Raw genomic sequence first — 12,344 nt, 5'->3', positions numbered from 1 at the left:
CCGCCTAGGCCACCCACCAAGGGCGCAGCGGGACGTTCGGCTCCTGGTCCGGGCCCAGCTTGACGGCCAGGACGTGGTGCAGCTGAACGACGTTGCGTTCGAAGCCGAGGCGGGAGCCGGCCATGTACAGGCCCCAGACGCGGGCGGTGCCCTCGCCGACCTCGGCGACGCAGGCGTCCCAGTCGGCGACGAGGTTCTCGCACCAGCCCTTCAGGGTCAGCGCGTAGTGCTGGCGCAGATTCTCCTCGTGCAGCACCTCGAAGCCCACGTCCTGGACCTCGGTGATGATGCGGCCCGAGCCGGTGAGCTCGCCGTCGGGGAAGACGTACCGGTCGATGAAGCCCCCGGCCTTCACGGGACCGCGGTTGACCGGGCGGGTGATGCAGTGGTTGAGCAGCAGCCCACCCTCGCGCAGCTTCTCGTGCAGCCGCCGGAAGTACGCCGGGTAGTTCTGCACGCCGATGTGCTCGGTCAGCCCGATCGACGAGATCGCGTCGAAGCCGGTCTCGGGCACGTCGCGGTAGTCGGAGAAGCGGACCTCGGCGAGGTCGGTGAGCCCCTCCTCGGCGATGGCCTTCTGCGCCCACTCGGCCTGCTCACTCGACAGGGTGACGCCGAGCACCTTGACGCCGCGCCGCGCCGCGTACCGGACCATCCCGCCCCAGCCGCAGCCGATGTCGAGAAGCCGGTCCCCGGGCTGCAGCCGCAGCTTCTCGAAGACGAGGCGGTACTTGTTCTCCTGCGCGTCCTCGAGGCTCTGCGTCTCCGAGTCGAACAGGGCGCACGTGTACGTCATGGAGGGGCCGAGGACGCGCTCGTAGAACGCGTTGGAGACGTCGTAGTGGTGGTGGATCACCTCGGCGTCGCGGCTGCGCGAGTGCCGCAGGCCCTCGGCGAACCGGCGCCAGCGCGGCAGGTGCTCCTGCGGGGGCGGCGCGATGGGCTTGAGCGTCTCCAAGCCCAGCGAGCGCGCGATCTGGGCGAGCGTCAGTGCCGGCGGGCGCTGGAAGTGCAGGTCGCCCAGGGCCTTCAGGAGCTCGTACGGGTTGCCGGGGTGGACGCCCTCGGCCTCGAGGTCACCGGAGACGTAGGCGCGTGCCATGCCGAGGTCGCCGGGGGCCGTCGCCAGGTAGGTCGTGCCGCGCGTCGAGGTCAACCGCAGGCCGTACGGGGCGTCCGTGGGGCCGGCGCTGGAGCCGTCGTACGCGGTGAACCGCACCGGCAGCTCGCCGCCGGTCACGGTCTCGAGGATCTGGGCGAGGGTGAGCCGGCCGTCGTTCGTGCGTGGTTCTCGCAACGTGGTCATCTGTTGTGCACCGCCTTCGAGAAGAGGTCCAGCAAACGGGATTCGGGATCGTACCGCTTCTTCAGGGCGGGATAGTCCCCGCCGCCGTAGTAGAGCTGCTCGAACTCCGCGCGTGAATAGTACGAGTCGGAGTACAGCGATTTGTGCCCGTCGAGCTCGGCGACCTTGTGTTCGATGCGACGGTTCGCCGCGCCTTCGATCTCGCCGGGAACGGTCGGCACCGACGACCAGAAGCCGATGTTGACGTAGGTGCGCTTCGGCTCGAGCGGGTACAGGGGCCACGGGCGCTGGACATCGCCCGCTGCGGGTCCGTTCTCGCGTAACCGCAAGGGGCACAACCACACCGGATCGATCGGTATCTCGTCGAGGAACCAGCGCAGGAACTCCGCGGTCCGCTCGATCGGCACCTCGATGTCCTGCACGACGCGTTCGCGCGGCAGGTTGCCCTTGCGTCGCTCGATGCGGTCGGCGATACCGTAGCGGTGGTCGAGGGCGATCAGCTTCCAATAGAAGCTGCTGCGGAGCAGGTGCTTCGGCCACAGCCGCCGGATCCGGGGGTTCTGGGCGCCGAAGGCGCGCGAGCACCAGAACCAGTCGGTGTCCCACCGCCACAGGTAGTCCCGGATGGTGAGACGGTCGGTCCTGGGATGGTTGACGGACGCGTGCTGGATGGAGCGGTAGTAGATGTGCTCGCCGGTGTAGTCGCTGACCGGGCCGGGTGCGTCGGTCTGCGTGCCGACGGTCAGGTAGGACTCGGTCGCGGAGAACATCACTCCGTCGAGATAGTCGACCGGCACCCCGGCGTGCACCCGTTCGGTGGCGATGCGGTCGAGGGCGGACTGCATCTCGTCGAGCGAGTCGAACCGCAGGTGCCGCAGCGCCACGTACGGTTTCACCGGCTCGAGCTCGATGCGCAGGCGCGTCGCGTATCCGAGGGTGCCGTAGGAATTGGGGAAGCCGTGGAACAGATCCGCGTGCTCGCCGTCGGGAGTGGCGGTGACGATCTCGCCGGCCCCGGTGAGAATGTCCATCTCGAGCACCGACTCGTGCGGCAGGCCGTTGCGGAAGGAGGTCGACTCGATGCCGAGTCCGGTGACCGCCCCGCCGAGGGTGATCGTCTTCAGCTGCGGCACCACGAGGGGCGCGAGGCCGTGGGGGAGCGTCGCGTCGACCAGATCCTCGTAGGTGCACATGCCGGCGACGTCGGCGGTGCGCGCGGCGGGGTCGACGGAGACGACCCCGCCGAGGCCGGACACGTCGAGGCCCGGCGCGTCCACCCGGGCCCGGGCCCGGAACAGGTTGGAGGTCTTCTTGGCCAGGCGCACAGGGGCGTCGGCTGGGATGGCGCGGTAGGAGCGCAACAGGCGCTCGACACCGGCCCGGTGGGCGGATTCTCCGCTCGGGGCTACGACTGACTTCGGCTTCTGCATACGACTCCCTGGGGCGACGCGCCGGTGGCGATCTTCACAATAGCCCCGCGGGCCCGGCCGGGCGCGACGATGAAGCAGGCAGGATGGGACTCGGTGACGGCCGCGACGTGAGCGGCCCACGAGACACAGGAGGAACAGTGGGACAGGTAAGCGCCAGCAGTTCGATTCAGCTCGCCGCAGCGCCGGAGCGGGTGCTCGAGGCCCTCGCGGACTACGAGTCGGTGCGTCCGCGCATCCTCACCGAGCAGTACCGCGACTACCGGGTGCTCTCGGGTGGCCGCGGCGACGGCACGGTCGTGCACTGGATCCTGCAGGCGACGAAGAAGCGGGCCCGCGACGTCGAGGCGCGAGTGGCGGTGTCGGGTAGCACGATCACCGAGCGGGACGCGAACTCGTCCCTGGTGACCACGTGGAGCGTGGTGCCCAACGGCACCGGTTCGACCGTGGTGACGTTGACTGAGTGGAAGGGCGCGGGTGGCATCGGCGGCTTCTTCGAGAAGACCTTCGCCCCGCTCGGGCTGCGCAAGATCCAGGAGCAGGTGCTGGCGAACCTGAAGCGCGAGCTGGACTAGAGAGCCTCGGCCGGTTCGCCGGCGAACGCGACGATCCCGGCGACGACGGCGGTGGCGTAGCGCTGCCGCCCTTCGGGGCCGGTCATCGTCGCGGCGTCCGCCGCGTTGCGCATGTTGCCGAACTCGACCAGCACGGACGGCCGTCGGGCCAGGTTGAGCCCGGCCAGGTCGTCGCGGCCGAGCAGGCCGTCGGTGCCGAGGTAGGTGGACGGGGACAGGCCCGCATCGACGAGGGCGTCGCGCACGGCGGTGGCGAGGGCGACGGACGGGCCGGCCTGCACCTCGTTGAGCGGGGGCGCCGAGTAGTTGACGTGGAAGCCGTGGCCGTCGGCCGGCCCGCCGTCGGCGTGCAGGCTGACCACGACGTCCGCGCCGGAGGCGTTGGCCTCCTCGGCGCGACGGTCCACGCAGGCGGCGACGGACGTGTCGTCGGGCCGGCTGAGCAGCACGTGCGCGCCGAGCCGCTCGAGTTCGGCGCGCACGAGCGTGGCCACGTCCCAGTTGAAGGTGTGCTCCGCGTAGCCGGAGTCGGTGCTGGTGCCGGTGGTCTGGCAGTTCTTGGTGCCGCCGCGACCGGTGGGCACCTGGGTGGTGATGCTCGCGTCGTTGGCGCCGTTGTGGCCGGGATCGAGGAAGACGGTGCGACCGGCCAGCGGCAGGTCCTGGTTCGCGGTCGCGGGCAGTCCCGGCAGGGACAGGGCCAGCACGCAGGTGGCGGCGACGGTGATCCGGCGGGACAGTCCACGCACGCGCATGCCGTCACGGTACCGGGGACGGACTACCCTGAGTTGCGAAATCCCGCGGAAAGGACATGCCTTGGAACCCGGTGGAATGCCCGACATGCAGCAGCTCCTCGCGCAGGCGCAGCAGATGCAGCAGCAGCTGATGGCCGCCCAGGCGGAGATGGCGCAGGCGGAGGTGACCGGCCAGGCCGGTGGCGGCCTGGTGACGGCGACGGTGAAGGGGACCGGCGAGGTCGTCGGCCTGCACATCGACCCGAAGGTCGTGGACCCCGAGGACGTGGAGACGCTGCAGGACCTGGTGATCGGCGCGATCGCCGACGCGTCGGCGAAGGCGCAGGAGATCGCCTCCGAGAAGCTCGGCCCACTGGCCGGCGGGCTGGGCGGCGGCATCCCCGGTCTGCCCGGCTTCTAGAGGAGTCACGTGTACGAGGGACCGGTCCAGGACCTGATCGACGAGCTCGGCAAGCTGCCGGGCATCGGTCCGAAGAGCGCCCAGCGCATCGCGTTCCACCTGTTGTCGCTCGAGCCGCCGGAGATCGACCGGCTGCAGGCGGCCCTGCAGCAGGTGCGCGACGGCGTCCGGTTCTGCGAGGTGTGCGGCACGGTGTCGGATCAGGAGCGTTGCCGGATCTGTTCCGATCCGCGCCGGGACCGCACCCAGATCTGTGTGGTCGAGGAGCCGAAGGACGTGCAGGCCATCGAGCGCACCCGCGAGTTCCGGGGCCGCTACCACGTGCTCGGCGGCGCGCTCGATCCGCTCAGCGGCATCGGGCCGGACCAGCTGCGGATCCGCGAGCTGCTCACCCGCATCGGCAACCAGGAGGACGGCGTCGACGTCGCCGAGGTGATCATCGCGACGGACCCCAACACGGAGGGCGAGGCCACCGCGACGTACCTCGTGCGGATGCTGCGGGACTTCCCCGGCCTGACGGTGACGCGGCTGGCGTCCGGTCTGCCCATGGGGGGCGACCTCGAGTTCGCCGACGAGCTGACCCTCGGCCGGGCGCTCTCGGGCCGACGCACACTGTGACGGCGCCGAGGCGCACCGGGGAGCAGACGCGCCGCCGGATCCTCGACGCGGCGGGCATGGCGTTCGCGACGCGCCCGTACCGCGAGATCACCCTCAAGGACATCGCCGAGGACGCCGGGGTCAGCGCGCCGCTGATCATCAAGTACTTCGGCTCCAAGGAGCAGCTGTTCGACGCCCTGGTCGACTTCCAGGAGGCGGCGCGGGTGCTGTTCGACGGCCCGCTCGGGGAGCTGGGGGAGCGGATGGTCTCGATGCTGGCCCGGCCGCTCGAGCCGTACAAGCCGCTCTCGATGAACATCCTGTTCATGAGCGGGGCGAGCGAGGAGAGCAACCGCACGCTCCGGGAGAACTACTCGAAGCAGATGATCGACGCGCTCGCCGCGCGGTTGCCCGGTCCGGACGCGCGGCTGCGCGCGGAGCTGGCGATGTCGATGGTGATGGGGCTGGCGATCATGCGGCGCCGGATGCTGGGGGAGCGGGCCACCGGTTCGGTGCCGGACGTGGTGGCGCGGTACGCGCCGCTGGTGCAGGAGCTGCTCGACGGGGCGGAGTGACAGACGGTCCGGGGTGAGACGCGGGTCACCTCTGTTGCGGGGTAAACGGCTATTCACTTAGCCTAGTAAACAATTATTCACCCCACGCGGAGGAGGACCGATGGCGTACGTGTCCACCCACCCCCTCCGGCTGCGCGGGTCCCGGCCGGACCGGCCCCTCGCCGCGGCGTCCGCCGGCGGGTCGGGAACGGCCGCCGCGCCCCGGCCGTCGCGTTTCGTCTTCCCGATCCTCGCGGTCGGGGCGATCTTCCAGGCGATCATGCAGACGGTCATGGTGCCGCTGCTGCCGAGCATGCCGGCCCTGACGGGTGCCGGCACCACGGCCGTGTCGTGGCTGGTGACGACCACGCTGCTCGTCGGGGCCGTGATGACCCCGATCTTCGGGCGGCTCGCCGACATGATCGGCAAGAAGCGCATGCTGCTCGTCGCCCTGGTCCTGATGACCGTCGGGTCGCTGCTCTGCGCGATCAGTTCGAACATCGCGGTGCTCATCACCGCCCGCGGCCTGCAGGGCGCGGGCGCCGCGATCATCCCGATCGGCATGTCTATCCTGCGCGAGGAACTGCCCAGGGAACGAATCGGACGGGCGATCGCCCTGCTCAGCTCCACGCTCGGCCTGGGCACCGCCCTGGGCATCCCGTTCGCCGCGGCCATCGTCCAGTTCGCGGACTGGCACGTGCTGTTCTGGGTCACCACCGCGATCGGCGCGGCGGTGATGACCGCGGCCGCGATGTTCATCCGGGAGTCCCGCACCCGCACCGGCGGCCGGTTCGACGGAGTCGGCGCGGTCGGCCTGACCGCCGCGCTGGTGAGCCTGCTCGTCCCGATCACACAGGGCAGCACCTGGGGCTGGACCAGCCCGGCCGTGCTGTCGATGTTCGCCGCCGCCGTGGTCCTGTTCGGACTGTGGGGCTTCCAGCAGTTGCGCAACCGCAACCCCCTCGTGGACCTGCGGGTCTCGGCGCGACGCACCGTCCTGATGCCGCACCTGGCCGCCCTGCTGGTCGGGTTCGCGTTCTACGGCAACACCCTCATCACCACGCAGCTGCTGCAGGCCGACCCGGACCGCGGCGCCGGTTACGGGCTGCCGATCCTGCTCGCGGCCCTGTGCCAGCTGCCGGCGAGCTTCGCGATGATGTCGTTCTCCCTCGTCGCGGCGCGGTTGTCCGACCGGTGGGGAACGAAGGTCCCCATGCTGGCCGGTGCACTGTTCCTGCTGTGCGGATACTCGCTGCATGCGGTGCCGGACAAGCCGCTGTGGTCGGTGGTGGTGGCGCTCGGCGTCGCCGCCATCGGCACCACCCTCGTGTACTGCACGCTGCCGGTGCTGATCATGGGCGCGGTCCCGCTGGAGCAGACCGCCGCGGCGAACGGTGTCAACGTGCTGCTGCGCACCACGGGCAGCACCGTGTGCAGCGCGGTGGTCGCGACCGTTCTCGCGGCGCATCTGTCGAACGGGGGCATCACCACGGCGGGATTCTCGATCGCCTACCTGGTGTGCGCGACGTGCGCGGTGGTGGTGTTCGTCGCCGCGCTCGCCCTGCCGGCGGCGAACCGGCGTCCCGCCGAGCACGTCGCCGAGGTGCCCGCCGGGTGACGCACGCCGGCCCGCCGCCCCTCCCGGGCGGGCAGGCCGGCGCCCTCCCCTCCCCCCGGATCAGTACCCCACGCCGAGATCCCGGGGGCGGTAGCCCTCCGGATACCCCGGATAGGTGCGGTTGTTGGGGTTGCTCGCCGCCCGCGAGAGCCGTCGCTTGGGCAGCCGGCGCACCACCGCGGACCGGGCGCGCAGCGCGGCCTCCGCGACCGCCCGGACCCGCGCAGAGCCCTGCGGGAACCCGAACGCCGCGGCCATCCGCTCGTCGATCAGCGCGTACACCGCGGTGGCGACGGCGGGTGCGAGCGCCTTCGGATACCACGACTGGAACAGCCGCAGGGTGTAGGTGCCGATGCGGTGGTTGTCGTCGCTGTAGGTGAAGTGCTCGTCCTCGTAGTCCAGCTTGAACCGCTGGAACTCCTGGTAGGACTCCGGAATGTCCTTGATGCCCATCCGGATTCCCACCTGCCGGTAGAAATGGAACGAGGCGAGGCGCTCGTGCGGGTGCAGCCGCCGCCAGCCGTAGCGGTCGATCCAGTCGATCGGGTCGTAGACGAACGTCGAGAGCACGTAGAGCATGTCGTCGTTGTCGATCGAGTACCTGCCGTGCATCCGGTTGACGTTGCGCAGCGACTCGCGGCCCCGATCGGAGTCGTAGCCGTGCTCGACGAGCTCGGACATCAGGATCGCGGTGTCGTCGTAGCGCTTCTGCGGGCGGTGCTCGAACTCGCCGGTGCGGGCCAGCAGCGCGGAGATGCTCGGCACGCAGTAGGTACGGAACAGCGCGAACTCGAGCGACCGCTGGTAGTCCCACGGGAACTCGTAGCCCGCGGTGATCCGCAGGATGTCCTGATGGTGGGTCACCGGGTCCAGGCCCTCGATCACCTTCAGCCAGCCGAACCGGCCGAGCCCGGCGTGCGGGTCCCGGTTCGGCGCCGGGAAGGTGGTGGCCTTCTCCGTCCGGGCGTCGGGGCGGGCGGCGACGGACGCGCCGCGCGTGCGTTCCTGGGTGCGGTCGGGGGAGGTCGACGTCATCGGTGTCACCGCCCGTGCCGGGTCTTGAGCATCCACGCGGCGATCTTCATGTCCCGCGCGGTGCGCTCGAGCGTGAGCAGGTTCAGCGGGGCCCGGAACCTCTCGACGGTCACCGACTTGGGCCGGCTGAATTCGCGCAGGCCGTCGGCGCCGTGGATGCGGCCGAACCCGGATTCGCCGATGCCGCCGAACGGCAGCGACGGAATGCCCGCGAAGCCGAGCACCGAGTTCACCGACACCATGCCGGTGCGCAATCGGTCGGCGATCTTGCGGCCGCGGGAGCGGTCCTTGGTGAACACCGACGCGCCGAGGCCGTAGTCGGTGGCGTTGGCGCGCTCGACGGCCTCGTCGAGATCGCGCACCTTGTTGACCACCACCGTCGGGCCGAAGGTCTCCTCGCACACGGCGGAGGACCGCTCCGGCACGTCGGTGAGGATCACCGGGTCGACGTAGCGGTCGTGCACCGACTCGCGACCGCCGACGACGGCCTCGGCGCCGTGATCGAGGGCGTCGTCGATCTGGCCGCGCACGATGTCGATCTGCCGGGGCAGCGTCATCGGGCCGTAGCTGGCGTCGTCGGTGCCGCCGGGGCGCACCCGCTCGATGGTGGCGGTGAGCTTGTCGAGGAACTGCCGGTAGACCGGCTCGACGACGTAGATGCGTTCGACGCCGGCGCAGGTCTGGCCCGCATTCCCGAACGCGCCGAACGCGGCCATCTCCACGGCCTTGTCGAGGTCGGCGTCCTCGGCGACGATCATCGCGTCCTTGCCGCCGCACTCGGCGACGAGCGGGGTGAGGGTCTCGGCGCACACGGCCATGACCTTGCGGGCGGTGGCGCCGGAGCCGGTGAAGGCGATCTTGTCGACACCGGAGCGGGCGAGTGCCGCGCCGGTCTCGCCGAGGCCGGTGACCACCTGGAACACCGGCTGCGTGGGAGCGAGCGCGTTCCACTTCTGCTCGAGCCACCTGCCCACGCCCGGGGTCAGTTCGGACGGCTTGAACACGACGGCGTTGCCGGCGGCGAGGGCGTAGGAGATCGAGCCCATCGGGGTGTAGACCGGGTAGTTCCACGGCCCGATGACGCCGATCACGCCGAGCGGCTGGTACTCGAGGGTGGCGTGCTGGTTGGCGCTGGCGAGGCCGGACGGCACCCTGCGGGGGCGCAGCACCTTCTTGGCGTTGCGGGCGGCCCAGTCGAGGTGCTCGATCGCGAGCATCACCTCGAGGAAGGCGTCGCCGCGCGGCTTGCCGGTCTCGGCGGAGACGACGGCCGCGAGGGCCTCGGCGTCGGCGGCGACGGCCTTCTTGAACTCGAGCAGCCAGTCCCGGCGGCCGCGGAAGCCCTGGGCGGCCCACCAGCGGGCGGCCGACCGGGCGCGGTCGACGGCGGCGGCCACGTCGGTGGCGTCGGCGATCGGGTACTCCGCGAGGACGGAACCGTCGCGCGGGTCGAGGCTGGTGAACGTGGCGGACGGGGGAGCGGGCGACGGCGTGCCGGGGGTGCTGAGGTCCTGGGTCATGGAGTGACGCTTCCTTCACTGGGTCGCATCAAATATATTTGATGTGATTCACTGTCGTGGATCTCACACTAGGCGGCGCGCCCGGCGTCGACAACCCCCCACTACTTGTCCAGGCCAGGAGGCCGATCCCATGCACACCAACCTCACCGAGTTCACTCCGGAGCAGCAGGACTTCGCGGCGGCCGTCGCCGACTTCTGCCGCCGTGAGGTGGGCACCCGCGCCCAGCGCGACGCCCTCACCGACCACGGCACGCACAGCCACAGCCAGGAGCTGTACCGGAAGATGGCCGACCTCGGCTGGCTCGGCGTGACCGTCCCCGAGGAGTTCGGCGGGTCCGCCGGCAGCACGGTCGACCTGTGCATCCTGCTCGAGCAGAGCACGCGCGGCATGGCCCCCATCGGCGGCATCGGCCCCACCCTCATCACCGGCGCCGCCTACGAGAAGTTCGGCACGCAAGCGCAGAAGGAGACCGTGCTCGGGGGCATCGTCGAGGGCCGGTCCCAGTCCATCTCCATGTCCGAGCCCGAGGCCGGTTCCGACGTCGGCTCCCTGACCTGCCGCGCCGAGAAGGTCGACGACGGTTGGCTGATCAACGGCCAGAAGACCTGGTGCTCCAACGCGCACTTCGCCGACAACATCCTGCTCGTCGCCCGCACCGACCGCAGCGGCGCCAAGCACCAGGGCCTGACCATGTTCCATCTGCCGGCCGGCACGCCGGGCCTGAAGATCAGCGGCATCGACACCATGGGCGGCAAGGAGGTCAACGACCTCTACCTCACCGACGTGCGCCTGCCGGAGGACGCCGTCGTCGGCGAGGTCGGCAACGGCTGGACCCAGCTGATGGCCGGGCTGAACACCGAGCGGCTCATCCTGGCCGCGATGATGCTCGGCACCGCGCAGCGCGCCTTCGACGACGCCCTGCAGTTCGTCACCGAACGCAAGCAGTTCGGCCGCCCGGTCGGCACGTTCCAGGCGATCCGTCACCGGGTCGCGGACCTGGCCACCGAGATCGAGGCGACCCGGCTGCTGGTGTACCGCGTCGCGCGCCTCGTCGATGCCAACCCGGGCACGCTGTTTCCGCGCGAGGCGTCCATGGTCAAGCTCAAGGCCACCGAGGTGGCGAAGAAGACCGCCCTCGAAGGCATGCAGATGATGGGTGGCTACGGGTACGCCACCGAATTCGACATGGAACACCACGTGCGCAGGACGATCGTGTCGACGATCTTCGGCGGCACCAACGAGATCCAGCGCGACATCATCGGCAAGAGCTACGGGCTGTAGACCGATGACGGCACCGGCCCGAGCGTCGCGCGGACTACGACGACGGCCCCAGCTCTCCGAGGAGGTCGCGACCCACCTGCGCGGACTCATCATCTCCGGTGCGCTGCGGCCCGGCGACTTCGTGCGGCTCGACGAGACCGCCGCCGAACTCGGGGTCAGCGTCACCCCGGTCCGGGAGGCGCTGCTGACGCTGCGCGGCGAGGGCTTGGTGCAGTCGGTACCCAACCGCGGCTACGTCGTCTCGCCGCTCGACCGGGGCGACGTGGCCGACATCTTCTGGCTGCAGAAGCAGATCGCAGTGGAACTGGCTCTGCGCGCGCTGCGCTCCGCGGAACCCGCGGACCTCGAGCGGTTGAGCGCCCTGAACGATGCGCTGTGCCTGGCCGTCGAGTCCGGAGAGGCACAGCGGATCGCCGACGCGGAGTTCGAGTTCCACCGGGACCTGAACCGGATCGCGGCCAGTCCGAAGCTCGCCTGGTTTCTCTACTGTGCGGCGCGCTACACCCCGTACCGGCTCTACGCGGCGGATCCGGGTTGGGGCCGGCTCGCTGTCGCGTCGCACGCCCGGCTGATCGACGCGTTCCGCAGGGGGGACCGCGCCGAGGTGATCGCGCAGACCGAGGTGCAGTTCGACGACGCGGTGGCCCGGTTGCTGGCCCACCTGGACCGGATCGCACCTCGCAGCTGACCCGCACCCGGGTGGCGGTGGTTGCGGTGGTGGTGAGGGCCGAATGTCACATTCCTTCGATCAGACCGAAGTGATGTGACATTCGGCCACTGCCAACAGGATTGGGCGCTACAGCGCGACGTCGCGTTCGAGGCCGAACCAGTAGTGTTCGCCCGCGTCGAAGACGAGGTTGCCCTTGCCGTTCATGACCCCGACGAGCGTGTCGTCGTCGGCCTTCTTGAAGTGGTCGAACACGGGCATGCCGTCGTAGACCATCGTGGCGGTGACCTCGCCGCGGAACCGGATCTCCCACAGGCTCGCCTCGCCGCGCCCGGTGTCGACGTCGGAGAAGAGTTCCCCGTTCGCGTCGTAGCACAGCAGCGGCTGCACGTCGTCGGCAGCGGCGAACTGCTTGCCGTACCACCGGGCCCGGCCGAGGAGGGTGTGGGTCCGGTGGCCGGTGTCGAAACTGAATCCGCGCCAGCGATATCCGATGAGATCGCCGAGGCGGGCGGGCTCCAGACGCGCCCACAGGACATCGAGTTCGCGCGGGGAGATCACGTCGGTCCGGCTGCGCAGTGCGGCCAGCTCGTCGGCCACGGTCATGG

At 70.4% G+C, this 12,344-nt stretch carries 13 protein-coding genes; 7 read left to right on the top strand and 6 right to left on the bottom strand.

Annotated features, from left to right (window positions below):
* Positions 1-4 precede the first annotated feature (4 nt).
* Both OCS65_RS26815 and OCS65_RS26810 read right to left on the bottom strand, forming a co-directional pair.
* Entirely contained in the window at positions 5-1,306 is a 1,302-nt protein-coding gene (locus tag OCS65_RS26815; RefSeq protein ID WP_006947456.1) for a class I SAM-dependent methyltransferase, read from the bottom strand.
* Positions 1,303-2,736 (bottom strand): FAD-binding oxidoreductase, encoded by a 1,434-nt coding sequence (locus OCS65_RS26810; RefSeq protein WP_006947457.1) that lies wholly within the window; start codon positions 2,734-2,736, stop codon positions 1,303-1,305. Before OCS65_RS26810 ends, OCS65_RS26815 begins: the two co-directional genes overlap by 4 nt.
* A 137-nt stretch (positions 2,737-2,873) precedes the next feature.
* Here OCS65_RS26810 and OCS65_RS26805 point away from each other — a divergent pair, with 137 nt between their 5' ends.
* Positions 2,874-3,308 (top strand): SRPBCC family protein, encoded by a 435-nt coding sequence (locus tag OCS65_RS26805; RefSeq protein WP_029547133.1) that lies wholly within the window; start codon positions 2,874-2,876, stop codon positions 3,306-3,308.
* On the opposite strand, the gene OCS65_RS26800 is transcribed toward OCS65_RS26805, so the two are convergent.
* The gene (locus tag OCS65_RS26800) at positions 3,305-4,063 is read right to left on the bottom strand and encodes an Rv3717 family N-acetylmuramoyl-L-alanine amidase (RefSeq protein ID WP_080688528.1); all 759 of its coding nucleotides are present in this window, start codon (positions 4,061-4,063) and stop codon (positions 3,305-3,307) included. The genes OCS65_RS26805 and OCS65_RS26800 overlap by 4 nt on opposite strands.
* Positions 4,064-4,139: 76 nt before the next feature.
* On the opposite strand from OCS65_RS26800, the gene OCS65_RS26795 reads away from it, so the two are divergent.
* The 4 genes from OCS65_RS26795 to OCS65_RS26780 all read left to right on the top strand — a co-directional run bounded on the left by OCS65_RS26795 (position 4,140) and on the right by OCS65_RS26780 (position 7,232).
* Positions 4,140-4,463, top strand: coding sequence for a YbaB/EbfC family nucleoid-associated protein (locus OCS65_RS26795; protein ID WP_050034469.1), 324 nt, complete (start codon positions 4,140-4,142; stop codon positions 4,461-4,463).
* 9 nt (positions 4,464-4,472) lie between these two features.
* Positions 4,473-5,081, top strand: a complete 609-nt coding sequence (recR, locus tag OCS65_RS26790; protein ID WP_006947462.1) for a recombination mediator RecR — start codon at positions 4,473-4,475, stop codon at positions 5,079-5,081.
* Positions 5,078-5,635 carry a TetR/AcrR family transcriptional regulator gene (locus OCS65_RS26785; RefSeq protein WP_006947463.1) on the top strand — a complete coding sequence of 186 codons (558 nt, stop codon included), beginning with the start codon at positions 5,078-5,080 and terminating at the stop codon, positions 5,633-5,635. Before recR ends, OCS65_RS26785 begins: the two co-directional genes overlap by 4 nt.
* A gap of 100 nt (positions 5,636-5,735) precedes the next feature.
* Entirely contained in the window at positions 5,736-7,232 is a 1,497-nt protein-coding gene (locus OCS65_RS26780; RefSeq protein ID WP_029547136.1) for an MFS transporter, read from the top strand.
* 60 nt (positions 7,233-7,292) lie between these two features.
* On the opposite strand, the gene OCS65_RS26775 is transcribed toward OCS65_RS26780, so the two are convergent.
* Together OCS65_RS26775 and OCS65_RS26770 are read right to left on the bottom strand one after the other, a co-directional pair.
* Positions 7,293-8,303, bottom strand: a complete 1,011-nt coding sequence (locus tag OCS65_RS26775) for an oxygenase MpaB family protein (protein ID WP_006947466.1) — start codon at positions 8,301-8,303, stop codon at positions 7,293-7,295.
* A complete protein-coding gene (locus OCS65_RS26770; protein ID WP_006947468.1) occupies positions 8,273-9,787 on the bottom strand; it encodes an aldehyde dehydrogenase family protein in 1,515 nt (504 codons plus the stop codon). The genes OCS65_RS26775 and OCS65_RS26770 overlap by 31 nt, the downstream gene beginning before the upstream one ends.
* 130 nt (positions 9,788-9,917) lie before the next feature.
* On the opposite strand from OCS65_RS26770, the gene OCS65_RS26765 reads away from it, so the two are divergent.
* Together OCS65_RS26765 and OCS65_RS26760 are read left to right on the top strand one after the other, a co-directional pair.
* Positions 9,918-11,069 carry an acyl-CoA dehydrogenase family protein gene (locus OCS65_RS26765; protein WP_006947471.1) on the top strand — a complete coding sequence of 384 codons (1,152 nt, stop codon included), beginning with the start codon at positions 9,918-9,920 and terminating at the stop codon, positions 11,067-11,069.
* A gap of 4 nt (positions 11,070-11,073) precedes the next feature.
* A complete protein-coding gene (locus OCS65_RS26760; RefSeq protein WP_006947472.1) occupies positions 11,074-11,757 on the top strand; it encodes a GntR family transcriptional regulator in 684 nt (227 codons plus the stop codon).
* A 108-nt stretch (positions 11,758-11,865) separates the two neighbouring features.
* Here OCS65_RS26760 and OCS65_RS26755 read toward each other — a convergent pair whose 3' ends face one another.
* Positions 11,866-12,342 carry a DUF4334 domain-containing protein gene (locus OCS65_RS26755; RefSeq protein WP_263508191.1) on the bottom strand — a complete coding sequence of 159 codons (477 nt, stop codon included), beginning with the start codon at positions 12,340-12,342 and terminating at the stop codon, positions 11,866-11,868.
* Positions 12,343-12,344: the final 2 nt, after the last annotated feature.

The sequence above is a fragment of the Rhodococcus aetherivorans genome (assembly GCF_025722975.1).
GTDB classification, from domain to species: domain Bacteria; phylum Actinomycetota; class Actinomycetes; order Mycobacteriales; family Mycobacteriaceae; genus Rhodococcus; species Rhodococcus aetherivorans.
The sequence above is the reverse complement of the archived record's forward strand: the minus strand, read 5'-3'. Positions and strand labels throughout refer to the sequence as shown.

What these genes read in the sequence shown, in the direction of transcription:
- OCS65_RS26815 (WP_006947456.1), bottom strand. Translation starts at nt 1,306, where the DNA reads ATGACCACGTTGCGAGAACCACGCACGAACGACGGCCGGCTCACCCTC.
- OCS65_RS26810 (WP_006947457.1), bottom strand. Translation starts at nt 2,736, where the DNA reads ATGCAGAAGCCGAAGTCAGTCGTAGCCCCGAGCGGAGAATCCGCCCAC.
- OCS65_RS26800 (WP_080688528.1), bottom strand. Translation starts at nt 4,063, where the DNA reads ATGCGCGTGCGTGGACTGTCCCGCCGGATCACCGTCGCCGCCACCTGC.
- OCS65_RS26795 (WP_050034469.1), top strand. Translation starts at nt 4,140, where the DNA reads ATGCCCGACATGCAGCAGCTCCTCGCGCAGGCGCAGCAGATGCAGCAG.
- OCS65_RS26780 (WP_029547136.1), top strand. Translation starts at nt 5,736, where the DNA reads ATGGCGTACGTGTCCACCCACCCCCTCCGGCTGCGCGGGTCCCGGCCG.
- OCS65_RS26770 (WP_006947468.1), bottom strand. Translation starts at nt 9,787, where the DNA reads ATGACCCAGGACCTCAGCACCCCCGGCACGCCGTCGCCCGCTCCCCCG.
- OCS65_RS26765 (WP_006947471.1), top strand. Translation starts at nt 9,918, where the DNA reads ATGCACACCAACCTCACCGAGTTCACTCCGGAGCAGCAGGACTTCGCG.
- OCS65_RS26760 (WP_006947472.1), top strand. Translation starts at nt 11,074, where the DNA reads ATGACGGCACCGGCCCGAGCGTCGCGCGGACTACGACGACGGCCCCAG.
- OCS65_RS26755 (WP_263508191.1), bottom strand. Translation starts at nt 12,342, where the DNA reads ATGACCGTGGCCGACGAGCTGGCCGCACTGCGCAGCCGGACCGACGTG.